Annotated in this window: 23 protein-coding genes and 1 tRNA gene; 4 read left to right on the top strand and 20 right to left on the bottom strand. The window is 36.3% G+C overall.

Going from position 1 to position 23,643, the window contains the following annotated elements; translation table 11 throughout:
- The first annotated feature begins 97 nt into the window (after nt 1-97).
- A complete protein-coding gene (locus J4771_RS03230; RefSeq protein WP_224136338.1) occupies nt 98-1,297 on the top strand; it encodes an NAD(P)/FAD-dependent oxidoreductase in 1,200 nt (399 codons plus the stop codon).
- A 56-nt stretch (nt 1,298-1,353) separates the two neighbouring features.
- On the opposite strand, the gene J4771_RS03225 is transcribed toward J4771_RS03230, so the two are convergent.
- From J4771_RS03225 to J4771_RS03135, 19 genes are all read right to left on the bottom strand, one after another.
- Nucleotides 1,354-2,100: a thioredoxin domain-containing protein gene (locus tag J4771_RS03225; RefSeq protein WP_224136336.1), complete on the bottom strand. Its 747-nt coding sequence runs from the start codon at nt 2,098-2,100 to the stop codon at nt 1,354-1,356.
- 36 nt (nt 2,101-2,136) lie between these two features.
- Entirely contained in the window at nt 2,137-2,337 is a 201-nt protein-coding gene (locus J4771_RS03220; RefSeq protein WP_224136334.1) for a YgaP family membrane protein, read from the bottom strand.
- 86 nt (nt 2,338-2,423) lie between these two features.
- On the bottom strand, nt 2,424-2,729 hold the full coding sequence (locus J4771_RS03215) for a P-II family nitrogen regulator (RefSeq protein ID WP_224136332.1): 306 nt from the start codon (nt 2,727-2,729) through the stop codon (nt 2,424-2,426).
- An 89-nt stretch (nt 2,730-2,818) separates the two neighbouring features.
- On the bottom strand, nt 2,819-6,079 hold the full coding sequence (locus J4771_RS03210) for an efflux RND transporter permease subunit (protein WP_224136330.1): 3,261 nt from the start codon (nt 6,077-6,079) through the stop codon (nt 2,819-2,821).
- Nucleotides 6,080-6,158: 79 nt separating this feature from the next.
- Entirely contained in the window at nt 6,159-7,244 is a 1,086-nt protein-coding gene (locus J4771_RS03205) for an efflux RND transporter periplasmic adaptor subunit (RefSeq protein ID WP_224136328.1), read from the bottom strand.
- 22 nt (nt 7,245-7,266) lie between these two features.
- Nucleotides 7,267-7,890, bottom strand: a complete 624-nt coding sequence (locus J4771_RS03200; RefSeq protein WP_224136326.1) for a class I SAM-dependent methyltransferase — start codon at nt 7,888-7,890, stop codon at nt 7,267-7,269.
- Between the two features lie 2 nt (nt 7,891-7,892).
- Nucleotides 7,893-9,200, bottom strand: coding sequence for a TolC family protein (locus J4771_RS03195; RefSeq protein WP_224136325.1), 1,308 nt, complete (start codon nt 9,198-9,200; stop codon nt 7,893-7,895).
- 133 nt (nt 9,201-9,333) lie between these two features.
- Entirely contained in the window at nt 9,334-9,834 is a 501-nt protein-coding gene (locus tag J4771_RS03190; protein ID WP_224136324.1) for a cytochrome b, read from the bottom strand.
- A gap of 18 nt (nt 9,835-9,852) precedes the next feature.
- The gene (locus J4771_RS03185; RefSeq protein WP_224136323.1) at nt 9,853-10,458 is read right to left on the bottom strand and encodes a DUF2202 domain-containing protein; all 606 of its coding nucleotides are present in this window, start codon (nt 10,456-10,458) and stop codon (nt 9,853-9,855) included.
- Between the two features lie 19 nt (nt 10,459-10,477).
- On the bottom strand, nt 10,478-11,113 hold the full coding sequence (locus tag J4771_RS03180) for a DUF2202 domain-containing protein (RefSeq protein WP_224136322.1): 636 nt from the start codon (nt 11,111-11,113) through the stop codon (nt 10,478-10,480).
- A gap of 559 nt (nt 11,114-11,672) precedes the next feature.
- Nucleotides 11,673-13,133 carry an NAD(P)/FAD-dependent oxidoreductase gene (locus J4771_RS03175; protein WP_224136321.1) on the bottom strand — a complete coding sequence of 487 codons (1,461 nt, stop codon included), beginning with the start codon at nt 13,131-13,133 and terminating at the stop codon, nt 11,673-11,675.
- Nucleotides 13,134-13,203: 70 nt separating this feature from the next.
- Nucleotides 13,204-14,547, bottom strand: coding sequence for an aminotransferase class V-fold PLP-dependent enzyme (locus tag J4771_RS03170; RefSeq protein WP_224136320.1), 1,344 nt, complete (start codon nt 14,545-14,547; stop codon nt 13,204-13,206).
- A gap of 133 nt (nt 14,548-14,680) precedes the next feature.
- A complete protein-coding gene (locus J4771_RS03165) occupies nt 14,681-15,556 on the bottom strand; it encodes an AraC family transcriptional regulator (protein WP_224136319.1) in 876 nt (291 codons plus the stop codon).
- A gap of 1 nt (nt 15,557) precedes the next feature.
- Nucleotides 15,558-15,920: a rhodanese-like domain-containing protein gene (locus J4771_RS03160; RefSeq protein ID WP_224136318.1), complete on the bottom strand. Its 363-nt coding sequence runs from the start codon at nt 15,918-15,920 to the stop codon at nt 15,558-15,560.
- A 54-nt stretch (nt 15,921-15,974) separates the two neighbouring features.
- On the bottom strand, nt 15,975-16,604 hold the full coding sequence (locus tag J4771_RS03155; RefSeq protein WP_224136317.1) for a Crp/Fnr family transcriptional regulator: 630 nt from the start codon (nt 16,602-16,604) through the stop codon (nt 15,975-15,977).
- Nucleotides 16,605-16,666: 62 nt separating this feature from the next.
- Nucleotides 16,667-16,921: a hypothetical protein gene (locus J4771_RS03150; RefSeq protein WP_224136316.1), complete on the bottom strand. Its 255-nt coding sequence runs from the start codon at nt 16,919-16,921 to the stop codon at nt 16,667-16,669.
- A 495-nt stretch (nt 16,922-17,416) separates the two neighbouring features.
- A tRNA-Ile gene (locus J4771_RS03145) sits at nt 17,417-17,490 on the bottom strand.
- Between the two features lie 212 nt (nt 17,491-17,702).
- Nucleotides 17,703-18,509: a hypothetical protein gene (locus J4771_RS03140; RefSeq protein WP_224136315.1), complete on the bottom strand. Its 807-nt coding sequence runs from the start codon at nt 18,507-18,509 to the stop codon at nt 17,703-17,705.
- Nucleotides 18,510-18,871: 362 nt separating this feature from the next.
- Complete coding sequence (locus tag J4771_RS03135) at nt 18,872-19,801, bottom strand: M23 family metallopeptidase (protein WP_224136314.1); 930 nt, start codon at nt 19,799-19,801, stop codon at nt 18,872-18,874.
- A gap of 194 nt (nt 19,802-19,995) precedes the next feature.
- On the opposite strand from J4771_RS03135, the gene J4771_RS03130 reads away from it, so the two are divergent.
- Complete coding sequence (locus J4771_RS03130) at nt 19,996-21,024, top strand: NAD(P)H-dependent glycerol-3-phosphate dehydrogenase (protein WP_224136313.1); 1,029 nt, start codon at nt 19,996-19,998, stop codon at nt 21,022-21,024.
- A 12-nt stretch (nt 21,025-21,036) separates the two neighbouring features.
- Here J4771_RS03130 and J4771_RS03125 read toward each other — a convergent pair whose 3' ends face one another.
- A complete protein-coding gene (locus tag J4771_RS03125; protein WP_224136311.1) occupies nt 21,037-21,504 on the bottom strand; it encodes a hypothetical protein in 468 nt (155 codons plus the stop codon).
- 174 nt (nt 21,505-21,678) lie between these two features.
- Here J4771_RS03125 and mqo point away from each other — a divergent pair, with 174 nt between their 5' ends.
- Complete coding sequence (gene mqo / locus J4771_RS03120; RefSeq protein WP_224136309.1) at nt 21,679-23,184, top strand: malate dehydrogenase (quinone); 1,506 nt, start codon at nt 21,679-21,681, stop codon at nt 23,182-23,184.
- A 61-nt stretch (nt 23,185-23,245) separates the two neighbouring features.
- Nucleotides 23,246-23,635 (top strand): hypothetical protein, encoded by a 390-nt coding sequence (locus tag J4771_RS03115; RefSeq protein WP_224136307.1) that lies wholly within the window; start codon nt 23,246-23,248, stop codon nt 23,633-23,635.
- Nucleotides 23,636-23,643: the final 8 nt, after the last annotated feature.

Genomic DNA, 23,643 nt, shown 5'->3' with positions numbered 1-23,643 from the left:
TATGACGAAACTCATATCAAAATCAGTGCATTAAGTGACCAATGTTACACAACTAATTTTAATTCAGACCTAACTTTGAAGAATAAAATTTAGGAAAATGAAAATTTTAGTAGTGGGTGGAAACTTCGCAGGAAGTACCGCCGCAATGGAAATCAAAAGAAAACTGAAAGAGAAAGCAGAAGTGACCTTAATTGACAGAAACGAAGATTTCGTTTACATTCCGTCGCTAATTTGGGTTCCGATAAAGAGAAGGGAAATTTCTGAAATTGTAGTTCCACGGAGAGCCGTTTTAGAAAAAAAAGGCGTGAAGTTCGTGAAAGATACCGCAATTAAAGTAGAACCCGACGAAAATAAAGTGTATTGCGAAAATGGGATTTACGAATACGACCAACTCATCATCGCGACAGGACCAAAAGTAAACTTCGACATCGCTCCCGGAATTAGAGAGAACTGTTCCTACATTGGAACGCCGCCAAAAGCGATGGAAACTCGGGAAAAATTAGAGGAATTCAAAAAAAATCCCGGTGCAATCGTAATCGGTGCCACTCAAAACGCCGGTTGTATGGGAGCCGCTTATGAATTTCTTTTCAACATCGAAAAATGGCTTCGGGAACAAAATATCCGCAAAAAAGTAGATTTGTATTGGGTAACTCCGGAACCATATCTCGGACATTTTGGAATCGACGGAATGCCTTTAGGAGAAACAATGTTGAAAACTTTTATGCAAATGTTCAAAATCCACTATAGAACAGGCGTCGGAATAAAAGAAGTAGAAAAAGAAAAAGTGATTTTGAGCACAGGCGAAGAAATCGAGTCTAAATTTACAATGTTGATGCCTCCATTTGTGGGTGTTGATTTTATTGCAAATTCTCCAAAACTTGAAACTCCGCCGAACAATTTCATCCCAATTTTACCGAATTACCGACACCAAACCATCAAAAATATTTGGGGAGCAGGTTTGGCTGTTGATGTGAAACCACCGTTCAAACAAGGCGAAATTCCGTTTACCATTCCTAAAACCGGTTATCCGAGTGATGTAACGGGAAAAATAGTTGCCAAAAACATCATCAAAACCATCGAAGGAAAAACTGATTTCGTAGAAAAATCGTGGGGAAGAATTCCGGGACTTTGCGTGATGGATGCAGGAAAAAAAGAAGTTTTATTGGTGAGCAATTCACTATTCAAACCAAGGGTTTTCGCTATTATGGTTCCAAATGTATTTTATGATATTTCGAAAATCCTTTTAGAAAAATATTTCCTTTGGAAATTGAGAAACGGTTATTCATCGTTACTTTAAGCAGGAAGAAATGCAGTGAAAATCTCACTGCATTTCTTTTTAAATAACAATTAAAATTATTGGAGGTTTATTTTTACCACCACCGTTTCCTTCGGCACAAAACCTGTATTTTCCCAAATCAATTTGTTGTTTTGGTATAAATGAAAGACAGGAATTGGGCTTATTTTCAATTCTTTGCAGAGTTCAGCGTTTGCATCTGCATCAATTCTTACGACTTTTACCTTGTCGTTCATCGTTTCAGAAATTTCTTTTAAATAAGGTTCCATCTTTTTACACGGAGCACACCAATCGGCATAAAAATCAACCAAAACCAATTTGTCGGACTGTAACATTTTTTGGTAATCCTGCATTGACATTCCTTTTTTGGCGATGGCTTTATTGGTGGTTTCGGGGAGATTTGCGCTTCGCCAACTCATCATTCCTCTATCTAAATGGAAAATATTTTTAAAACCCTGATTTTTCAAAATTTCGACTGCAGAAGAACTTCTCGCCCCACTTAAACAATACACCAAAATAGGTTTTGACTTATCCAATTTTGAAATATCACTTTCAAAATTTCCGTTGATGTCCATATTTACGGCATTTGCAATATGTCCATCTTCAAATTCTCTTGGAGTTCTCACGTCCAAAATAATGGCGTCGGGATTTTGCTTGATTTTGTCGGAAAATTCTTGTGCAGATAAGTCGGTCTTTTCTTCTGATGACTTTTCAACCGAAGTTTCACCACCCATTTTCTGTGCCTTTTGGCAACCCGCAAAAGAAAACACCGTGAAAACGAATAGCAACATTTTTATCTTATTCATATTCTGATTTTTTTTGTTTGTAAAATTAGTGATTTATCAGCATTTGCAGTTATCGTCTTGAACGCCAAATTTTTCCAAAATATTTCCCAAAAGACACCAATTGGTAAAGGACGACTGCAACAAATTCAAGCCGACAAAACCGGTAAGATAAAACCAATTTTGGTGCACTAAAATTCCTAAAAGTAAACTCGCCAAAATCATCGTTCCGGCAACTGCGTGTATAATTCTTGTTTTCATAATCTTATAATTTGTTTAAAGTTTCAAGTTTGAAGTCTCAAGTTTTTGTAATTTCAAATCTCAAATTTCAAATCTCAAATTTTTAGTTAAACCGATTTCTCAATATTTAAAGTTGATAAATGTATGTGCGAGAGAAACTCTTGTTTTTGGTTGAATTTCTCTACATAATGATACACTTTATCTACATTTTCTTCAGGAACAAATGCCGTGAACAGTAGCGAATCGGTTTCCGAAATCTGCGAAGCGAACCAATTTTCCAAAGAAATTTGCTTTTCGTCCGATTTGTAGCCTTTTACAGGACTGTAGGAAAATGCTGAAACGCCCGAATGAACGAGAATTTCTTTCACATTTTTCTCAAATTCTTCTATTGCGGTGATGAGTAGTAGTTTCATATTTTTATAATTGATAAATGATGGTTGATAATTGATGAAAAACTTCACCGAAAAAATCAATTTTCGGCAAAGTTTCAATTAAAAATAAACTATGGTTTTTCTTTATTTAAAGGTTCATCAAAGAAATCGTCGGAAAATTCTATTGTTTGTTCTGCCTGAATTTTTTCCCACTTTTTCTTTTCGCTCATATAGTAAATCAAAGGAACCACAATTAGCGTCAACAAGGTTGAAACTATCGCTCCAAACACCAATGAAATCGCCAAACCTTGGAAAATTGGGTCAAACAAAATGATGACCGCTCCAATGACAACCGCTCCTGTTGTCAACAAAATCGGCGTTGTTCTTACTGCTCCTGCTTCTATAATTGCCTGTTTCATCGGTATCCCTTCTTTCAGTCGGATTTCTATAAAGTCAATTAAAAGGACTGAATTCCTCACCATAACTCCGGCTAAAGCAATCATCCCGATAAAGGAAGTTGCCGTGAAAAATGCGCCCAAAAGCCAATGTCCCAGCACAATTCCCACCAATGAAAGCGGAATTGCTACCATCATCACCATCGGAGTTTTGAAGTTTTGGAACCAACCGACAATCAACATATATATTATGATAATCACTACGGCAAAAGCAGCACCCAAATCACGGAAAACTTCCAATGTAATTTGCCATTCTCCGTCCCATTTTACGGTGTAATCGCTTTCGTCTGTCGGCTGTTTCATATAAAGTTCGTTCAGCGAATAACCTGCAGGAAGTTGAATTTTTTTCAGTTTTTCTTCCATTCCGAGAATGGCGTAAGCCGGACTTTCCAAACCTCCCGCCATATCTGCAAGCACATAAACCACCCGTTTTTGGTCTTTTCGGTAAATACTTTTTTCCAATTTTTCGCGCTCCACTTTTACCACATCACTTATCGGCATCATATTTCCCTGTTGTCCTTTCACTTTCAGTGCGGTAATGTCTTGAATGGTTGCTTTTTCGGAATTGTCCAATTTCATCACCATATTGATTGGTTCAGCACTTTTTTCGTCATACAAAGTGGAAATCGGATATTCTCCCATTAAATAGGTTAGATTTCCCACCAATTGTTGCGGTGCAATTCCGTTCAACATCGCTTTTTCGTTATCAGGAACGAGTTTGAATTCTGTTTGTGGTGCTTCCACCATCCAATCTACATCAACAACATCGTCGGTTTTTTTCAAAATATTCTGAATTTCATTGGCAATTCTTACCTGTTCATCGTAATTCGGTCCATAAACTTCGGCAACGATGGTTGACAAAACCGGTGGTCCCGGCGGAACTTCGACGATTTTAATGTTGGCGCCGTATTTTTTTGCAATTTTTTGAATTTCAGGACGAATGGTTTTTGCCACATCGTGACTTTGCTTATCGCGGTCTTCCTTATGCAAAAGATTCACCTGAATATCCGCAGTATTGCTCGCTCCACGCATATCGTAATGTCGCACCAAACCATTGAACGTAATCGGCGAAGCGGAACCTACATAATTTTGATAATTGACCACTTCCGGAACGGTTCTCAAATACTGCGCAACATCTTTGGTTACGGCATTTGTTTTTTCTAAAGTCGTTCCTTCCGGCATATCAATCACCACCTGAATTTCATTTTTATTATCAAAAGGAAGCATTTTTACCGCCACCCATTTTGTGAAAAATGCCAACATTGAAATCATCAGCAAAACGCCTGTAATTCCGAGCATTGTCCATCGTTTTTTACCGCTGTCAAGTAATGGTTGCTCAATTTTTTTATACCACTTGTAAATAATTCCGGTTTCCAAACCTTGCTCTTCCTTATGTTCTTCCTCGTCTTTCACTTTTAATAAATGATAACCGAGATACGGCGTCACCGTTAAAGCCACAAAAAGTGAAAGCAACATCGCAATCGACGCACCAATCGGCATTGGCGACATATAAGGTCCCATCATTCCGGAAACGAAAGCCATCGGTAAAATCGCGGCAATAACGGTAAAAGTTGCTAAAATTGTCGGATTTCCTACTTCATTTATCGCATAAATTGCTGCCTGTTTGAACGGCAATTTCTTCATGTGGAAATGCCGGTGCATATTTTCGGCGATAATGATGCTATCATCCACCACAATTCCGACGACGAAAACGAGCGCAAAAAGTGTAATTCTGTTCAGCGTGTAACCGAGCATATAATAACTGAAAAGCGTTAATGCAAAGGTTAAAGGAACCGAGAAAAACACAACTAAACCGCCTCTCCATCCCATTGCGAGCATCACCAAAATGGTTACGGCAATAATTGCAACAGCAAGGTGTAACAAAAGTTCGGAAACTTTGTGCGACGCGGTTTCTCCGTAATTTCGGGTAACTTCCACGTGAACATCGTTTGGAACTAAAGTTTTCTTTAAATTTTCAACTTTATGCAAGATTTCGTCTGAAATTTTCATCGCATCTGCTCCTTTCACTTTGGAAACAGAAATCGTTACGGCAGGATATTCTGCGGGATTTTTCTTGCCTTTTTCGGTCGCCATTCCATAACCGAAACTTACATAATTTGCAGGAGATGATGCGCCATCTTCCACTTTTGCAATCTGCTTCAAATAAACAGGCATATTGTTGGAAGTTCCTACCACAAGGTTTTCCACATCGTCTTTTGAAGTGAGAAATTGTCCTGTCGTCAACAAATATTCTTGGTCGTTGCTTACAAAACTTCCGCTTTGGGAACTGCCGTTGTTCGCCTGTATCATCTGCATTACCAAAAGTGCATCAACACTGCTTTCCGCCATTTTTTCACGGTCTAAAATGATTTTCAGTTGTCGCGGACTTCCGCCAATCACATTCGTTAAAGAAACATCCTTGATTTTTTTAACTTCCGAAGCGAGTTCTTCCGAAATCTGACGAAGTTGAAAATCGCTGTATTTCTCGCTCCAAAGCGTTAAACCAAGCATCGGAACATCGTCGATAGAACGTGTTTTCACCATCGGTTCGTAAACCCCTTTTGGAAACATCATTTTGTTTTTCATCAACTCGTCGTAGAGTTTTACATAAGACCTTTCCGTGTCCTGTCCTACATAAAACTGTACAATCAGCATCGCTTTTCCGTTCATCGCCATTGCGTGAACGTGCTCTACACCTTTAATATTTGAAATAATTTTTTCTAAAGGTTTTACCACGCGGTTTTCTACTTCCGTAGGTGTTGCTCCGGGATAACCGACCATTACGTCTGCCATCGGAACAATAATTTGTGGTTCTTCTTCTCTCGGTATCAGTGTGGAACTGTAAACGCCAATAATCATCAAAGCAATCATCAACAAAATTGTGAGTTTTGAATTGATAAAAAATTCGGCGATACGTCCTGCAAATCCTTTTTCCATAATACTTTTATTTATTCAAGATTCCGAATTCAAGATTCAAAATTTTTACAATCTTGAATTTTGAATGTTAAATTTTGGATTACTTAACTTGAACTTTTGCACCATTAAACAATTTTCCGTTGGCGGAAACGATGTAGGGTTCTTTGGAATTTAATCCTGAAAGAATTTCCACTTGGTCGCCCAAAGTTTTTCCGGTTTTTATCCATCGCAACATTGCGGTATTGGCTGAACTTACCGTGTAAATCCCCGTTAATTGCCCGTTTTCAACAATTGCTGTTTTCGGAACAGTTACAGATTCCTGAAAATCCTGATTGACGCTTCCGCTTCTTTTGAAAGGGAAAACTACATTCACAAACATTCCCGGAAGATAATCGCGACTTTGCGGAACATTGATTTTTACCAGATATTGTCCGCCGGTATTGGTTGCGGAACGACTGATTTCGTCAACAGTTCCTGTGACTTCGTTATTGGTAGATTTCATCAAAACTTTTACAGGCATTCCGCTTTTTATCAAAGTAATGTCCTGCTCCGAAACCAAAACCTGCGCCTGCAAATTCCCTGAACTTTCAATCGTTAAAATCGGCATTCCCGGATTTGCCAAATCTCCTTGGCTTGCGTATTTTGCTGTTATCACGCCCGAAATTGGAGCGGTAATATTCGTGTAACGGTATTGGGAATTGACTTCATTTTTCATCATTTTTGCACCGTCCAAATTGGCTTTTGCTATTTCGTAACGTGCTCTCATATCGTCCAATTCCTTTTGCGACGCACTTTGATTGTTGTATAAATTTTGAAAACGCTGAAAATCTTTCTGCGCAATATTGAAATTCGCTTGAGCCTGTGCAATTTGTGCATTGGCTTGTCCACCTTTTGCCTGAATATCGGTATTGTTGATGCTCACCAAACCTTGACCTGCACTCACAAAATCGCCGACATCGGCACGCAAACTCGTAATGTAGCCCATCATTCTCGTGGACACATTTACCGAATTTTTGGCAACCAATTTTCCGCTTGCTCCTGCATAACCTAAAGCGTCTGTTGTCGCCGAATTGCTGAGTTTTACCTCAATTGGTTTGGCGTTGTCCTTGATTTCATTTTTGTCGGAAGAGCAACTTGCAAGGACGGCAATTGCTGAAAGAAAAATTCCTGTTTTTAGTATGTTCATAATTTTTATTTTTTCGCTTTTTTTACTCTATATTTTTTATTTTTTTACCGAAAAACCTAATGACGGAAGATTGTCCATTATGAAATGTGCCCTCGTTGATTTCAACAACCGATTCTGAGAGTTCTAAAATTTCATAATTGGAGAAATCGTTTTTAATCTCGCCCAAATCGTAGAGCATTTTCAGGTCCTTTGGTCCGCCCAAATTTTTATTTTTACCACTATATTCTAAATGATTTTTGGTGAATGCCTCCAAAATGACATAACCTCCAATTTTCACAAATTCGTCCAATTTCCTGTGATAAAGATTTCTGTTTTCCTGTGGAAAATGTGCAAATATTAATGCCAAAACATCGAAACTTTCTCGGGGATACTCACAATTTTCAATAGAATTTATCCTATAATCAATCAGTACTTTTTCTTTCGAAGCCAAGTTTTCAGCCTTATTTTTTCCTTCAATACTGATGTCGAAAGCAAAAGTTTCCCATCCATTTTTTGAGGCGAAAACCGCGTTTCTACCTTCTCCTTCCGCAGGTAATAATATTTTTGCAGGATTTATTTTTTTCAATTGTTCTTCAAAATATTCGTTAGGTTTTATGCCGTAAGCATATTCTGAATCTGCATATCGTTCATTCCAAAAATTTTCCATAGTTATTTTTCTAAAAATTTATAATATTCCAAAGCGGTATTGTACTCAAAAATGGCTTGCTGATATTCCAATTCCTTTTTGGACATTTGGGTTTCGGCGTTTAGTAAATCGGATGCTTTTTCTAAACCTTGTTCGTAACGGTTTTTGTGAATTCTGTAGGCTTCCGCGGTTTGTTCCCACGCTAATTTTGAGAGATTGACTTTGTTGTCGGCATCCAAAACTTGTCGGTATGATTTGTTGAGTTCCAAGGTGCTTTGTTTTTGATATTGCTCAATTTCGGTTTGGGATTTTTGCAAATCGGCTTTGTATTTTTCTATTTCGCTTTTGGATTTTAAGCCGTCAAAAACATTCCACGCAACTTGAACTCCCACCAAATAACCATTCGCGTTGAATTCATAAGGTTTGTTGTCGTACATTTCAAAACTTCCGAATGCGTTCACTTTAGGCAAAAATTTGGCTTTTGAAGATTTTATCATATAATCGTACGCTTCCAAAGATTTTTGGTAAGCCTGCAAATCTTTTCTATCATTCTTGAGTTGAGGGTTTTGGCTCAACATATTTTCCTGATACTGCAATTTTTCGCTTGGTTTGAATACTTTATTTTCAGAATTTTCATTCAACAAAAAATAGAGATAATCAGAAGCGTTGCGCACATTTGATTTGGCGTACTGAATTTGGTTGTCTATCTCGGAAACCCGCACATTCATATCCAAAACATCGGATTTTTGTATCATTCCGTTTTTAAAATAATTGTCAATCACTTTTTTATTGGCAAGAACTGTATTCTTCGCATTTTCCAAAACTTCCAATGCTTTGTACGCCATCTGAAGTTGCATATATGCTTTGTTGAGTTCAAATTGAAGATAATCTTTGGTGCGTTCCTGTTTCAGTTTGAGGACTTCCACTTTCACTTCGCCTGCTTTTTTTTGATAGACTGCATCTTTGTTGAAAATCGGTTGCTGAACTTCCAATTTTGTGGCGAAATTGAAAATGTTTTTGGGATCGTTCAGATTTGCAGGGTTGAAATCCGCCATTTCTACACGCTCCTGATTGAGTTTAGAACCAAACGCCATCAACGGATTATTGGTAGAAATTCCCGTGTAAGAAGCGGTTACATTCGGCAAATACATTGCTCTGCTCATCAACAAATCGGCTTTTGCAGAATTAATTTCGGCTTCGGAAAGTTTGAGTTGTAGATTTTGGTCGTTTATTTTCTGTTCCAAATCTTTTTTGGAAATGGTTACTACTTCCTGCGCTTGAAACGCCAAAAAAGATAGCAACGCCAATCCTGTAAAAAAGTATTTCCTCATTTTATCATTATTTTGAGGCAAAAGTATTGGGAACAAAAATGGCGGTGCGTAACTTGGGTTACATTTTGTGGCGGAAAAGGAAAAACCACCTAAAAAATTAGATGGTTTGGGAGTTATCTTTAAAAATATTCAACTAAAATATTCTTTTAAAAATATTGTGCTTGTATTGGTAAATGTAGGAAAATGCGCCCGCAATATGAGCAAACAGAAGCACGAAAAACACTTTTACCATCGCTTCGTGTATATGTAAACCGTGACAGTTTTCTTCGTCCAAAGTGAAATTCATATCACCATCCAAAACCGCCTGCAAATAACCGCCTTTCAACAACATCAACATTCCTGACAAAGCCAAAATAAATATTACGAGGTAAAAAATATACTGCACCCAAATAATAATTTTGTTGCGTAAATCACTATTAGTTTTCAATGGAGCAGGTCTATTTCCTTTAAAATGAATAACAACTCTCCAAATCGTTAAAAGTGCGACTAACATTCCTATGATAAAATGTACAATGAGCAGAGAGTAAGAATTTCCATCAATATCTTTCCAAAATTTTCCCGTAAAAATCATCAAGGCGATTAAAACAACTGAAATCCAATGAATTGCAATTGTTTTTTTACTGTATTTTTCCATAATTTTCAAGTTTAAAAGTTAATTTCCGCACTGTTCATTTGCAGAATTCATGATGGACTGAAATTCTGTGGTAGAAATAAATTGTGGTGTGTAAGTATCACCCAAATTGGTAATTCCTGAAACAAAACTTCGCAAATGGTTGCGCGAACCGCATTCTAATTTATTATAAACAGAAACAATGGTTGCGTTTGTGGTATGCTGTTTTAGAGTTTCAAGGTCGTCAATATCAACATCTTCAATGATTGCTCCTGCTTGAAATGCTTGATTTTTTGATAGACTTCCCTGTGCTGTCAACTGATTGTATAAAGTCTGTAAATTTGCGTCGCTGAACTGTCCCTGTGGTAAAATTTGATAAGTAATATTGTATTTTTTCAATAAATTCTCCACGGCGTTCATATGCGACTGTTCGCTGTTCTGAATATTGGCAAACTGCGAAATTCCCCATTTGTTATTGAGAAAAATATAGGTATCTCTCGCCATTTTTTCTTCCTCAAAACTGAAGAGCAAATCATTTTTTTCCTGTGCGGAAAGGTTTGCGTAATTGGTTTCTTCGCTGTTATCTCTACTGCAAAATTGGAGTGAGAAAAGCGCAGAACTGAGCATTATAAGTTTAAAAATTTTCATTGTTTTAGATATTTAAAGGTTAAAATTTTCGCATCATTCCGCATCTTTCGTGGTCGGAATTGAGGATTTCTTGTAATTGATTTTTCGTGATGTATTTCGGAACATATTCAAAACTATATCTTGAAAGTCCGCGATTAAATGCTCTCATATGATTTCTTGAAGCACATTCTAAAAACTTGAAGGATTGAATGATAGCAGGATTTTCTACTTCTTTTATTAATTTTTGAAGGTCAAAAATATCAACATCTTCAATGGTTGCTCCTACTTTCAGTGCTTCCAATTCAGAAATATTTCCCCGTGCAACAAGTTGATTATAAAGTTGTTGAAGTTCAGCATTTTGGTATTTTCCTTTTTCTAAAATTTGATAAGGAATTTTGTATTGAGCCAAATGTTTTTGAACTTCCGCAATGTGCATTTCCTCACTTTGACGTATATTTCCGAATTGCATCGTTCCCCATTTTTCATACATCAAGTTATAGACTTCAAAAGCCATTTTTTCTTCTTCCAAAGAATAGAGCAAAGCAGAAATTTCGGTTTTTGTTAATTTTTGAGTATCTAAATTGGTAGTTTTTCTCACTTGCGAACAGGAAAAACTGAAAAGTGAAAAAATAGAAATCAACACCAATACGGAAATTTTGTGTAGTAGATTTTTCATTGCATTATCGTTTAAAAGGTTCTTTACTATTGGAAATTAATTTTTCAATTTTGTTAAATTCGATGAATAAAAACCGCCATTATCAGAATAAATATTGCCAAAAAAAAGAAAGACGGGGAAACTTATTTTCCACCGCCTTTCCATCATATGAAAACTTTAAAAATTTAGTAAAAAAGTAAATTTTTCCTACATCAAAATTAGTTTAAAGAGCAAATTTGTGGAAGAAATAATGACGCAGAAAATGGTAATATTTATAAAAATTAGCGCAAGAAAAATTTCGCCCATTTCAAAATAGAAAAATGAAAACTTATGTGAAACGTTAAAATCCCACGTCTTAAACAATCAATTTGAAAACAAACAAATTTTAAATTTTCTTATGATTTTCATCCAAACCTCGCGTTCCGCCGTGACCAAGCGCAACTACACGAAGAATTTTTACATTGAGAATTAAAAAACGGAAAAACTGCAAGAACGGATTCTGCATTTTGGATTTCATTGATTTTGTTATTTGTGGTATCATTGTTTAATTTAAAATTTGAAGTTTGAAATTTGAGATTTTTTACTCGGGAATCATATACCAAAACGGTTTCATTTTGGCTTTCCAAAGAAATGCGTAATGCAGGGAATGCTTCACCCAATGTCCGCCTAAACCAATTTCGCCAAAGGTTTTCTTTAAATCGCGACCTTGAGAATCTTTGTATTTTTTGTAATCGGGAACAATCGGAAAAGTCGTAATGGTAATTGCCGAACCTTTCGTAGCACCAAATCCTGCGGAAGCAACACACGCAGCTCCCATATTTCCGAGCGAACCGCGATGTGGCGTTACAATTTTGCCTGCTTTGATGCTTTCTATAATATTGTCTGCAACTAATTTTGCAGTAATTCCCGAAGGCATTCCTGTTCTTGGCGGTGCAGGAAAAATCTCTGTTCCGTTCGGACTTTTTCTTGGTTTTGAAATCGTGTGAGGCGGTGCAAAAGCAATTCCCGGCGCAAAAATATTGGGATAACTTGGATTTTGGTAGGTTTCGGGCCAATCCTGAACCGACCATTCTTCGTAAGGTTTTGGCGTATAATCTGCATCTACCACCATAAATCCACGGAATAATTTCTCGGTAATATCGTTTCCATTTTTGTCAAATCCTTTGAAACCGTGACCTGCAAAAGAAGGAATAAGCATCGCAAAATCAAAATTTTCGGTTTTGAATTCGCCTTCTAAATTCTCATAATGAACCAAACCGTCTTCAATTTTTTTCACGCCTGCTCCTAAAATCCATTTGATTCCTCGGTCTTTGAAAACCATTTCTACCATTGTGCTTGATTTCATAGCGGTTCCGCCATAATCCAATAACATTCCGTCCATTCCAAAATCGCCGAGTTCATATTCATTAGAAATCCACGTAATTTCTGCTTTATCTCTCAATTTACAACGGCGAAGTTCGTTTTCTACATTCAGAATATATTCAAATGCCGCACCTTGACAAGTCGCTTTTGGATGTCCGGTTCCGATTAAAATTTTTAATTTTTCTTTGGATTTTTTGAGTTTCAATTTTAAGTCGGTAAATGCGGCGGAAGCGTGATCTGCGTGGTCATAAGTGCAGACAGAATAGCATTTGTTTGTTCCGGGATTCATTCCCTCTGTAAGTTCAAAAGCCAATTTTGGTCCCGTTGCATTAATAAGATAATCGTAATCTACAATTTCCTGTTTTCCGACATTTTCGCCCCAAACATATTCTACTTTCACATAAGGTTTTTGGTGATTTTCGTCGCCTTCAGGATGAAAGGAAACTACTTTTGCCTGTTTGAAACCGATATTGTGCTTTTTATAGAGTGGTGCTAATGGAAATTTCACGGCTTCAGGATTCATTCTTCCGACTCCCACCCAAATATTGGAGGGAACCCACTGATAATTGCTGTTAGGCGAAACCACCAAAACTTCGTGTTCCGAACCTAATTTTCTGCGAAGATGAGTTGCGGCGGTGTGTCCCGCAATTCCTGCTCCAAGGATGACTACTTTTGACATTTGAATTTTTATTTTATGTAAATGTAGAATTTATGAATTTTTGAATGTGTAACTTGTGTCACACAAAGAACTATCTATCAACAAATTGTGAAACAAATTCTACAAAATAATCGATATCCTGCTTTACCGTTGCAATTCCGAATGAAACTCTCGTTGCGCCACGCATTTTACCAAGGAAGTCGACCATTTCAGAGAAATTTACATTATTGGAGTTTTGATAATATCGTGCTAATTCTTCTTCAGAAATTTCATTATTAATCTCATCAATTCCGGGATTGCAGAAACAGCCGGAACGAATGGAAATATTCTTCAAATTGGCTTCTTTTTCAATTTCTTCAAAAAGATATTTTTCTCCATTTTTGTTGTAGAAAGTAATTATCAAAGTTCCGCCTACATTCTGATGATTTTCGGGACCGAACAAATGCACCAAACTTTTACCGTTTCCGTGCTTCAAAACGCTCAATTTTTGATAGACATATTTTCTTAAATCCGCAATTCTTTGGGAAATTTTTTCCATTTCAACATCTTCCAAAAATTCTAAACCCAATTTCACTGCAGGAATATTGAGATAATCCAAAGTGCCGTCCTCAAATCTTTCGTGGTTGTTTGCAAGAAAAAATTTGGGCTCTTTTACAGATACCATTTTCACGGTTCCGCCTGCAAACCAAGGCTTTTTCAGTTTTTCAAATTTGTCTTTTCTTACGAATAAACAGCCAATTCCCGTAGGAAAACCAAACATTTTATAGAAAGAAACCGACACGAAATCAGGTTGATACAGTTTCAAATCCAAAATATTAGTCGGTACAAAAGCGGCGGCGTCCAAAAGAACGTCCCATCCATTTTGTTGTGCAATCTGTATCCATTTCAAATCGTGTTTTACGCCTGAAACATTGGACTGTGCAGGAATAGCAAACAATTTATCCTTGAAGGAGTTTTTGGATTTCAAAACTTTTTTCAATTCTTTTTCATCAATCCGTAAATCCGTAAAATTAATTGGAAAATAAGAAAATTCTCCGTTTTTATTTTGGCAAAACTCCCGAATTCCATTTACGGAATTGTGATTATCTGAAAGCATCAAGAAATAGGAATTCTCCGAAAAAGGATAACTTTCTCCCACAATTTTCAAGGCGTGGGAAGCGTTTTGGGTAAAGATACAGAAGTAATCTTCGGCGTTGAAAAATTCCAAAACTTTCTTGCGTGTGTTTTCTGCCCAAACCGATGATTTTTGCGACGTAGGATTGGTTGAATGCGGGTTTCCCATCACATTCTTGAGCAGGATTTCAGAATGCTGATGAATTAAACTTTCGGGATAAAGATTTCCGCCCGTAAAATCCAGATAGACCTGATTTTCAGCATCTAATCTTGAAAATTCTTTTTTCCGTAAATCCTCAAAATAATTATTTTCAAATAACATTTCTTATTTTTTTCTCAAAGTTAAGAGAAGATTTTAGGAGAAAATGTAACTTGGATTACATTCATTAGTTGGGTTTGGAATGCAGGTTTTCAATCAATATTTTTGATTATGCCAATCCTCCAAAAAGGTTATTTTATCCATTCACCGAACTGCGAAACTGAAACGGTGTAAGTCCTGTACTTTGTTTAAAAAATTTGGTGAAATAGGAATTATCGTCAAAATGAAGTTGATAAGCAATTTCGGAAACGCTTAACTGTGAATTGACGAGCAATCTTTTTGCTTCTAAAATCACTCTTTCACGAATGAGTTCGCCCGCCGTTTTTCCGATGTAATTTTTGCAAACTAAATTGAGATAATTGGCTGTAATTGCCAATCTCTCGGCATAATATTTTGGATAATGTGCTTCGTAGAAGTGTTTTTCCAATAGTTTTTCAAAATTGGAAATGATGTGCTTTTGATTGGAATATTGTTTTTCTTCCTTCGATTTTTCTTGAAAACCATCCACAATCAGAAAAAGTTCCAAGAGATAAACCCGAAGAAATTCTAGATAATGATGCGGTTTCTCAGAAAATGCTTTTTCAATTTTTGAGAATATTTCGTCTATTTCCTTTTGAGATTTTCGTGCGTCGAAAGAAGAAACTTTTCCGTTTCGGTTGAAGAAAGTGAAATCATCTATAAAATTGATTTTAGAAAGAAAAGCGTTGTAGAAATATTCATCAAAATTTATGAGAAAACCCTCTATTTCAGCGTTTTCAAATCTCAAATCGTGAACTTGCGTCGGTGAAAGAAAGAAAATTTGCGGCGAAGAAATTTCATTTTCCTGAAAATCAATATGGTGAAAACCTTTTCCTTTTTTCACATATAAAACCTGATAAAAAGTATGACGGTGTGGTTTTTTGGGTATGTAAATATCATCCTGCAACAACTCCGAAAGTTGATGTACCACAATATGGTTTTCGCTTTTTTTCTGCGTGAACAAATCGCAGGCATTGATGATTGGGAATGACATTTCAGGAATTGCAGTCTTTGGTTAAAGATAAAGAATGTGATATAAAATCGGGTGGACTTCCCAAAATTTTCATTCCGTTTTGTTGCCATTTTACCAAACCGCCTTCAACAAAAGTAACATTCTCAAAATTTCTTTCCATTAAGTATTTTGTGGCTGTTTCGCTCCGCAAACCGTTGTTACAAATCAAAATCAACAATTTATTTTTCGGTAAAATTTCTAAATTTTCATCAATTTCGCTGAAAGGAATGTTGATTAAGTTTTGAGAATCGGCTTTGTGAGTATCAAATTCAAATTTTTCTCGTATATCAATCAAAAGAAAATCTTCTTTCAGCGACTGTATTTTGTTGGGACAAATGCTTTTCATCTTTCAATTTTCAACAAAAATCTGAAATCTGAAAATACATTTGTGTTACCTAGATTACAAATCTTTCAGAAGTTTGATTTGATTTCGGTAAAGAAGAACTCTGCCTTCGTTTTCCAATTTTTTTAGAAGTCGGCTGATGACCACTCTTGAACTCGCCAAATCTATCGCAATTTGCTCGTGAGAAACATTAATGACAGTTTTACCCGTATTCTTGGATTTTTCTTTAAGATAGTTTAAAAGCCTTGTATCCAAACTGTTGAAAGCAACCAAATCCAATGCTTTCAACATTTCATAGAAACGGTTCTGCATCGTTTTCATCACAAAATTTTTCCACGAAACATATTTGTGCATCCAAATATCCATATATTCCACAGGAATCATCCATAGTTCCGAATCTTCCTCTGCAACTGCCAAAATTTCGCTTTTATGCTCCCGAATACAGCAGGTGAAAGTCATTGCGCAACCTTCGCTTGCGTTCAGGTAATACATCAGCAATTCTTTTCCCGCATCGTCAATCATAGAAACCTTCAGCGTTCCCTCCAAAACTACGGGCATAAAGTGAATCGGTTGACCAACATTAATGACAATATCTCCTTCCTGAACTTTTTTCAGTTTTCCTACAGAAAGAATTTCGCCTATCAATTCCTCTTCAAATAAATCTTTGATTGAATCCTTAATTTCCATAGGGTAAAAATACGAAAATGCAATTGATTAGTCGTAAAGAAAAAAGTCAAAAGGAAATGCTTCTATTTACTCTCAAACCCGTCCTTAAATCTCATAAACTTTTCACCATCTTTTGGATTCTTCTTCATCCATTTATTCATTAAATCCGTGTTGTATTTCAACTGATTGTAATCATCATTTTTGTAAATAGCTTTCCCATCTCTCTTGATTTCATCCAAAATTTCTTGCCGGATTTCACTTTTGGCGCGGATGCTTTCGGAGTACCTTTTGAATAGCATCATCAGTTCTAACTTGCTTTGCAAAAACAAAACGCTCATCATATTTCTTTTCACGAAATTTTCTATAAGCAGCGAGTGGAGTGAATGAATGATCCATTTTTCCTTCCAAAAAAACGAAACATAGAATTTGTAATAAAGTGTAAAAAAGAATTGAGGTAATATCGATTTGAGCTTCTTTTATTTTCTCTAAAATTGATAATCCCCAAAATAAAGAAAGTACAGATGAAATAAAAAATAAACATAGTACTATTATAAATCGGTTGGTATTCCAGTCATTCTACCAATTTTTCTGTTCAGAAGAGTAGTAGTTGATAACAAACGGACTAAAAGCGAACCAAACCCTTCCTGCGAGATAAAGTGGAAAAAATATTGTGATCAATAACACAATTAAATATACCGCTACACAAAAGGTGTCCATTTTTTACCAAAGTATTATAATGCTAATATATGGAGAAATAAAATTCAAATGTTCGTCAAATGTTCGTCAAAATAAAAAAGAAAGGATTTTACATTGCTGTAAAATCCCTTAAAAAGTGGCCCAGCTTGGGCTCGAACCAAGGACTTGCTGATTATGAGTCAGCTACTCTAACCAACTGAGTTACAAGGCCAGAAAAAATAAGTTTTCGACTTAATTTTTACAATTGGTTTGCAAAAATAAACTTTTTTATTGTATTCCAAAAAAAATCATGAAAAGTTCGCAAAATGTTATGAGGGTCTGAAAAAATTTTCTGCAAATAAAATTCACCAATTTACTGCTGCCAAAAATTAGTAGGTGTAAAATTAAAGATGAAAGCAGAAATGTTTAAGAACACAATCCTCGTCACAGCTTTTCAAAGTAAGCTTCAAATACTTCCATTATTTTGACAGATTTTTTTTCGTCGGAGTTTAGCATTAAATCAATATATCGATAAGCAAGGCTAAAAGGCAAAACCCTATGATTTTGCAACCAATCCAAAAATTGTTTGTTTGCAGGTGAGTAGTCATCTATTTCATCCTTTCTCAGCAGTAAGTTCCTGTAATTGGTCTTCTTGCTTTTCGATAAATCTCCAATAATTTCGGCGATCTTTATGCGGTTGTAGGCTTGGTAATGGTATTCGCGTAGGTCTTCTAAATCTAATTTTCCGACTTTTATAAAATCTTTTACAATTGATGCGTATTCCAGAGAATCGAACTCTCTTCTTCCAATAAAGTTTTCTTTACCAAAAAATGTCAACCAGTTGTTGAATGTTTTTGAGTCAACATCAAACTCGTCCACGATCATTTCTTTTCTAAATATTTTTTGTCGTGGAAATTCCTGCTTATCTGCGGATTTTTTAATCAGATTAAGAAATTGAATGATGTTCTCTTCATTTTGGAATAGGGGTTTATTTAACAATGCTTTTTCACAATTCTTTTCAAAGTTTAATAAAAATTCTTTTGGATTGTCGCTTTTAAAATATTCGATTAAAAGATTTCCAAATTTCAAGATATCATTGGCGGATTCTTTATTTAAGGTCATTTTTTTGAGGGTTTCCAGATCTTGTTCTTCAAGAGAACTTAAATACAGTTTTAAAAACTTTTCGGGATTTTTTATTTTAGAGGAATCAAATATTTGATAATCATTAAAATAAGGTGTTAGTTCTTCCATATCTATAAAAAATGCTACCAACTAAGGTAGCAAATTAAACTTAATTTCCCGCATACTCATCATTATTGGGATTGAGTTGGTTGGCGTGATTGTCCATTGCATGTTGATACGCTTCGTTGTTTGGATTGCAGATGTCTGCTTCATGATTTCTTGCCATGATTTTTAAAATTTAAAGGGTTAAAACTATTTTCACTTTCTTCTGGATAAATGTAGAATTCAACCATAAGTTCTTCTTTCATAATGCTTAACATATCCGTAATTTTAAGCAAATGTAAAGACGAAAAATCATCGGAAATGAGAAGTAATCCGCTTTAAGAAAAAAGTTAAAAAAAAATCACCCAAAATTGAGTGATTAAATTTTATTAAAAGTTCAAAAACAGTTTAGGATTTACAGGCGTATTATTTTTATGGACTTCATAGTGAAGATGCGGTCCTGTTGAACGTCCCGAATTTCCTGATTTTGCAATCACGTCATTTACTTTTACAATATCATTGGCTTTCACCAAAACTTGTGATAAATGACCGTAAAGTGTAGCCAATCCATTTCCGTGCGAAATGATCACGCAATTTCCGTAACCTCCTTTTGCTCCTGCAAAAATAACCGTTCCAGTTGCAGCACAACGAACATCAGAACCGAACGGAACTGCGATATCCAAACCTTTGTGAAATTGAATTTGATCTGCTTCCGCAGGTGGATTATTGACTTCAGGCGTTGAATTTTTAGCCAAAGATGTTGAAGGATTTGCCAAAGTTCTTTTCACCACATTTCCAAGACTGTCTTTTTCTTCGATATATTGTGGTTCAGCTTTTACTTCCTGTTTTACAGGTTTTGCTGATGCCAATAAAACATTTCTGAAAGGAATCGGGTTTTTTCTGTTTCCGAAATTAGAAGAAATATATCCATCGGTTGGAATCCCGAGGGGAACCTGTTGCAATTTGTTTTGTAGATCTACCAAATATTGGCTGTAACGGTTGCTTTGTTTTGCAAGATAAACCGCGTTTGAAAGGCTGTCTTGAGCAAGCATTTCGATTTTACCGTCGGAAATATTTTTTGCTTTTAAGAACGAGTTTAGCTCTCGTACGGTGTTGTCAACCAAAGCCAGGTTGTTTTTCATTCCCAAATAATCCACGCTGTCTTTTTCAGTGTTAATTTTAACTAAATTGACTTCGTAAGATTTGCTGTTTTTCTCCGAAAACAGTTTCCCGATGAATAAAGCCTGACCGAAAATCACAAACAATAATGCGCCTAAAAGAAGGTTCACATTCTTTTTCTTGCTTAAAAAATTCTTCATTAATTAATGATTATCAAATTTTGAGTTTGCAAATTTATAAATTATTTTTCAAAACAATTTTCAGAAAAACACATTTTTTCAGTTTCTATTGCATAATATCATGTTAAACTTTTTATAAAACTCTTAAATTCACAATTGTAATGCATATTACATAAACCTTTAATATATTTGTGAATTAAATATGAACGGCAGTCATGGCGAAAAAGAAAACTTCTGAACCGAAATCCGTAAAACACGAAATTCCTGTAGGAGTTGTAGGAAGCGGAACATTTGCAACAGCAATCGTAAAAATGTTGGTGGAAAACTGTAAAACGGTTCATTGGTGCGTAAGAAACGAATATGTAAAAGGAGCGATCGAACTTCGCCATCATAACCCGACTTACCTTACTTCGGTGAGTTTTGCCCCGAAATCTATTAAAGTCACCACCGATATCAACGAACTGGTTTCGGCTTGTGAAGTCATTGTTTTGGCGACACCATCTATTTATTTGTCCGATGCGATGGATAAAATGACTTGCGATTACAAAGACAAAATTTTTGTTTCCGCCATCAAAGGAATAGTGCCGAAAGTGAACGATGTTGTTGCTCATTATTTAAAGGAATGTTTCGATATTGGTTTTCGAAATCAGGCGGTTCTTGCAGGTCCTTGTCATGCGGAGGAAGTAGCGATGGAAAGACTTTCCTATATTACAATTGCAACAGTTGAGGATGAGGTTTCTGAAAAATTATTCAATTTATTTTCATCGCGTTTCATTAATGTGGAGCCGAGCAAAGATATTCTGGGGAACGAATACAGCGCGATTTTGAAAAATATTTACGCAATCGGAGCGGGAATTGCAAGTGGATTGGGTTATGGAGACAACTTCACGGCAGTTTTTGTTTCCAACGCCATCCGTGAAATGGAGATTTTTCTCGAAGCCATTTACGAAGCTCCGCGTGATGTGAATGAAAGTGCCTATCTCGGCGATTTACTCGTAACCGCATACTCACTTTTTTCGCGAAACCGAAATCTTGGTAATTTAATCGGAAAAGGCTACACGGTGAAATCAGCGATTCAGTCGATGAATATGATTGCGGAGGGTTATTACGCGGCAGATTCCATCTACCAAACCTCAAAAGACAAAAAGATGAAAACGCCAATCATCGATACGATTTACGGAATTCTCTATGAGGAAAAAAATGCCGAAAAACAGTTTAAAAAATTGACAACGAAGTTGAATTAAACCAAAAGATCTTTATTTTTCAAGGTTAAATTCCTGAAGTTTTTTCGTGTTCAAATCAAATTCATACAGTTTCTGCGATTTCGGTTCATAAAAAAGCCACTGCATCGTTGATAGATTGTTTCCTGATTTGTTGAAAATTCCAATTTGGGTATAATTCACGTCTTCCCAATCGTTTTCCTCAGTGGAATATCCCAATTCGCCTTCCTTTTTTTCTACATGAAATTTTACCAAATCTTTCTCGGATTTCGCCAAATAATATTCCGCTATTTTTCTCAAACGGTTTTGATAGCCTTTACTGTAAACGGATTGGTCTCGTTTCAGTAAGATCAAATCTTCACCAGGCTTTTTGTAATTCAAAACAGTTCCGTCTTTCTGCTTTATGGTGTCATTCATTGAACCTGAAGCTTTTGCATGTTCCAAATTTTTACTGCAAGAAATCGAAATAATTGCAATTGAAATCAAATAGAAAACCTGTTTCATTTTATAAATATTAAAACATAAAGTTAACGAATCAAAACGATTTTTAACGCACTTTAGAGCAGCATAATTAAAACCTTTAAAATTGGACTTTTGTGACTTTGGGTGGTTAAATTAATCTCAACACTTTACCATCCCAAAACTTTTCACGAAATTCGTGATTCTAAAAAATAAACAATGCCCGAATTTCTAACCAATAAAACCCCGAAACCAAAATACGACGTCGTCTTAATCGGCGGCGGAATCATGAGCGTCACTTTGGCAACACTTCTTCACGAATTCGAGCCCGAACTGGATATCGCCATTTTCGAGCGTCTCGGAAGATTTGCCCGCGAAAGTTCTGCAGCTTGGAACAACGCAGGAACAGGACATTCTGCTTTTTGCGAACTCAATTACACTCCCGAAGATGAAAATGGGAACATCAACATTTCCAAAGCCGAAAAAATTGCAGAACAATTCGAGTATTCCAAGCAATTTTGGTCGTATTTGATTTCTAAAAATTATATCAAAAATCCAAAAGAATTCATCAATTCCTGTCCGCACATGAGTTTGGTTTTTGGGGAAGAAGATTCGGAGTTTTTAAGGAAACGTCACGCAGAAATGATTAAGTCCAACCTTTTCAAGGGAATGCAATTTTCTACTGACCACGACCAACTTCGTAAATGGATTCCTTTAGTCATGAGCAAAAGAAAGGAAAACGAAATTCTTGCCGCCACCAAAATGGATTTGGGAACTGATGTGAATTTCGGAACATTGACGAGGAAAATGGGAAGATTTCTCGCCGAAGATTCCAACGTGGAAATTTTTCTTTACCACGAAGCAAAAGATTTGGATTTAAGAGACGACGGAAAATGGGAAATTGATATTAAAGACCGTCTCCACAATCATTCGCAGGAAGTGGTTGCAGATTTCGTCTTCATTGGAGCAGGTGGTTACGCTTTGCCGCTTTTGGAAAGTTCAGATATTCCTGAAAGTGAAGGTTACGGCGGTTTTCCTGTTTCGGGAGAATGGTTGGTTTCTCACAATCAAGAACTCATCGAAAAACATCACGCCAAAGTTTACACTCAAGCTACCGTGGATGCGCCACCAATGAGCGTTCCACATTTGGATTTAAGGATTATCGATGGGGAAAAAGCTTTATTGTTTGGACCTTTTGCAGGATTTTCAACGAAATTTTTGAAAGAAGGAAGTTACCTCGATTTGCCTGAAAGCATCAACTTTAAAAATATCCGTTCGCTTTTTGGAGCGTGGTGGCATAATTTGCCTTTAACCCAATATTTGGTTCGTCAAGTTGCGATGACAAAATCCCAAAGAATTCAGCATTTGCGGGAATTTGTAAAAGATGCCAAAGAAGAGGATTGGGAATTAAAAGTGGCAGGACAAAGAGTTCAAATCATTAAAAAAGATGCAAAACTCGGCGGAAAATTAGAGTTTGGAACCGAAGTCGTGGTGAACGAAAACGGAACAATCGCCTCACTTCTCGGCGCTTCTCCAGGAGCTTCAACTGCGGCGTATGCGATGATTACGGTTTTGGAAAAATGTTTCGGCGACAAACTTCAAAACGAGTGGAAAGAAAAATTGTTGGAAATCATCCCCAGTTACGGACAAAAACTCTCCGAAAATCCGGAACTTACTGAAAAAATCAGAAACTATTCAAAAGAAAAACTCGAATTAGAATATTAGCAATAAGTAATGAGCAATCAGCAATATTACTCATTGCTCATTACTCATTACTCATCAAAAAATGGAAACCCTCACCAAACCCGAAATCATTACCGAAATCTTGGAATCTCTTCAAACCAAAGTAGAGGAGGAGAAACAGGTGATTGTGCACTGTTGCTTTCCTGCGAGTTTTCAGTTTGGCAATCTGATTCGCATTTGGCAATCGACTTTTTTGATTGATAAAAGCATCAATCATAAAAGCAGCCTCATTCACCACGAAAATATTTCACTTTTTCCCTATTGGACGGAAGTTCCACCAATGCAGGATTTTTGGTTTACGCTCGTTTTTTCGGGTTTGCCGAAAGAATGCAAAAGTTTCGATTTAAAAGAAGAAATTCCTGAAGAAGGCGGCTTCTTCATTCCAAATATCAAACGAAATGGAACGGATGTTTATCGGGTAAGAATTGAGTGAAGAGCCAA

The sequence above is a fragment of the Candidatus Kaistella beijingensis genome (genome assembly GCF_020084865.1).
Taxonomy (GTDB): domain Bacteria; phylum Bacteroidota; class Bacteroidia; order Flavobacteriales; family Weeksellaceae; genus Kaistella; species Kaistella beijingensis.
Note: the sequence above shows the minus strand (reverse complement) of the source record. Positions and strands in the feature narration are given on the sequence as shown.

What these genes read in the sequence shown, in the direction of transcription:
- J4771_RS03210 (WP_224136330.1), bottom strand. Translation starts at nt 6,079, where the DNA reads ATGGAAAAAGGATTTGCAGGACGTATCGCCGAATTTTTTATCAATTCA.
- J4771_RS03135 (WP_224136314.1), bottom strand. Translation starts at nt 19,801, where the DNA reads ATGAAGAATTTTTTAAGCAAGAAAAAGAATGTGAACCTTCTTTTAGGC.
- J4771_RS03125 (WP_224136311.1), bottom strand. Translation starts at nt 21,504, where the DNA reads ATGAAACAGGTTTTCTATTTGATTTCAATTGCAATTATTTCGATTTCT.
- J4771_RS03160 (WP_224136318.1), bottom strand. Translation starts at nt 15,920, where the DNA reads ATGAAAAGCATTTGTCCCAACAAAATACAGTCGCTGAAAGAAGATTTT.
- J4771_RS03185 (WP_224136323.1), bottom strand. Translation starts at nt 10,458, where the DNA reads ATGAAAATTTTTAAACTTATAATGCTCAGTTCTGCGCTTTTCTCACTC.
- J4771_RS03205 (WP_224136328.1), bottom strand. Translation starts at nt 7,244, where the DNA reads ATGAACATACTAAAAACAGGAATTTTTCTTTCAGCAATTGCCGTCCTT.
- J4771_RS03230 (WP_224136338.1), top strand. Translation starts at nt 98, where the DNA reads ATGAAAATTTTAGTAGTGGGTGGAAACTTCGCAGGAAGTACCGCCGCA.
- J4771_RS03170 (WP_224136320.1), bottom strand. Translation starts at nt 14,547, where the DNA reads ATGTTATTTGAAAATAATTATTTTGAGGATTTACGGAAAAAAGAATTT.
- J4771_RS03190 (WP_224136324.1), bottom strand. Translation starts at nt 9,834, where the DNA reads ATGGAAAAATACAGTAAAAAAACAATTGCAATTCATTGGATTTCAGTT.
- mqo (WP_224136309.1), top strand. Translation starts at nt 21,679, where the DNA reads ATGCCCGAATTTCTAACCAATAAAACCCCGAAACCAAAATACGACGTC.
- J4771_RS03140 (WP_224136315.1), bottom strand. Translation starts at nt 18,509, where the DNA reads ATGGAAGAACTAACACCTTATTTTAATGATTATCAAATATTTGATTCC.
- J4771_RS03195 (WP_224136325.1), bottom strand. Translation starts at nt 9,200, where the DNA reads ATGAGGAAATACTTTTTTACAGGATTGGCGTTGCTATCTTTTTTGGCG.
- J4771_RS03115 (WP_224136307.1), top strand. Translation starts at nt 23,246, where the DNA reads ATGGAAACCCTCACCAAACCCGAAATCATTACCGAAATCTTGGAATCT.
- J4771_RS03150 (WP_224136316.1), bottom strand. Translation starts at nt 16,921, where the DNA reads ATGAGCGTTTTGTTTTTGCAAAGCAAGTTAGAACTGATGATGCTATTC.
- J4771_RS03215 (WP_224136332.1), bottom strand. Translation starts at nt 2,729, where the DNA reads ATGAAACTACTACTCATCACCGCAATAGAAGAATTTGAGAAAAATGTG.
- J4771_RS03200 (WP_224136326.1), bottom strand. Translation starts at nt 7,890, where the DNA reads ATGGAAAATTTTTGGAATGAACGATATGCAGATTCAGAATATGCTTAC.
- J4771_RS03130 (WP_224136313.1), top strand. Translation starts at nt 19,996, where the DNA reads ATGGCGAAAAAGAAAACTTCTGAACCGAAATCCGTAAAACACGAAATT.
- J4771_RS03175 (WP_224136321.1), bottom strand. Translation starts at nt 13,133, where the DNA reads ATGTCAAAAGTAGTCATCCTTGGAGCAGGAATTGCGGGACACACCGCC.
- J4771_RS03180 (WP_224136322.1), bottom strand. Translation starts at nt 11,113, where the DNA reads ATGAAAAATCTACTACACAAAATTTCCGTATTGGTGTTGATTTCTATT.
- J4771_RS03225 (WP_224136336.1), bottom strand. Translation starts at nt 2,100, where the DNA reads ATGAATAAGATAAAAATGTTGCTATTCGTTTTCACGGTGTTTTCTTTT.
- J4771_RS03165 (WP_224136319.1), bottom strand. Translation starts at nt 15,556, where the DNA reads ATGTCATTCCCAATCATCAATGCCTGCGATTTGTTCACGCAGAAAAAA.
- J4771_RS03220 (WP_224136334.1), bottom strand. Translation starts at nt 2,337, where the DNA reads ATGAAAACAAGAATTATACACGCAGTTGCCGGAACGATGATTTTGGCG.
- J4771_RS03155 (WP_224136317.1), bottom strand. Translation starts at nt 16,604, where the DNA reads ATGGAAATTAAGGATTCAATCAAAGATTTATTTGAAGAGGAATTGATA.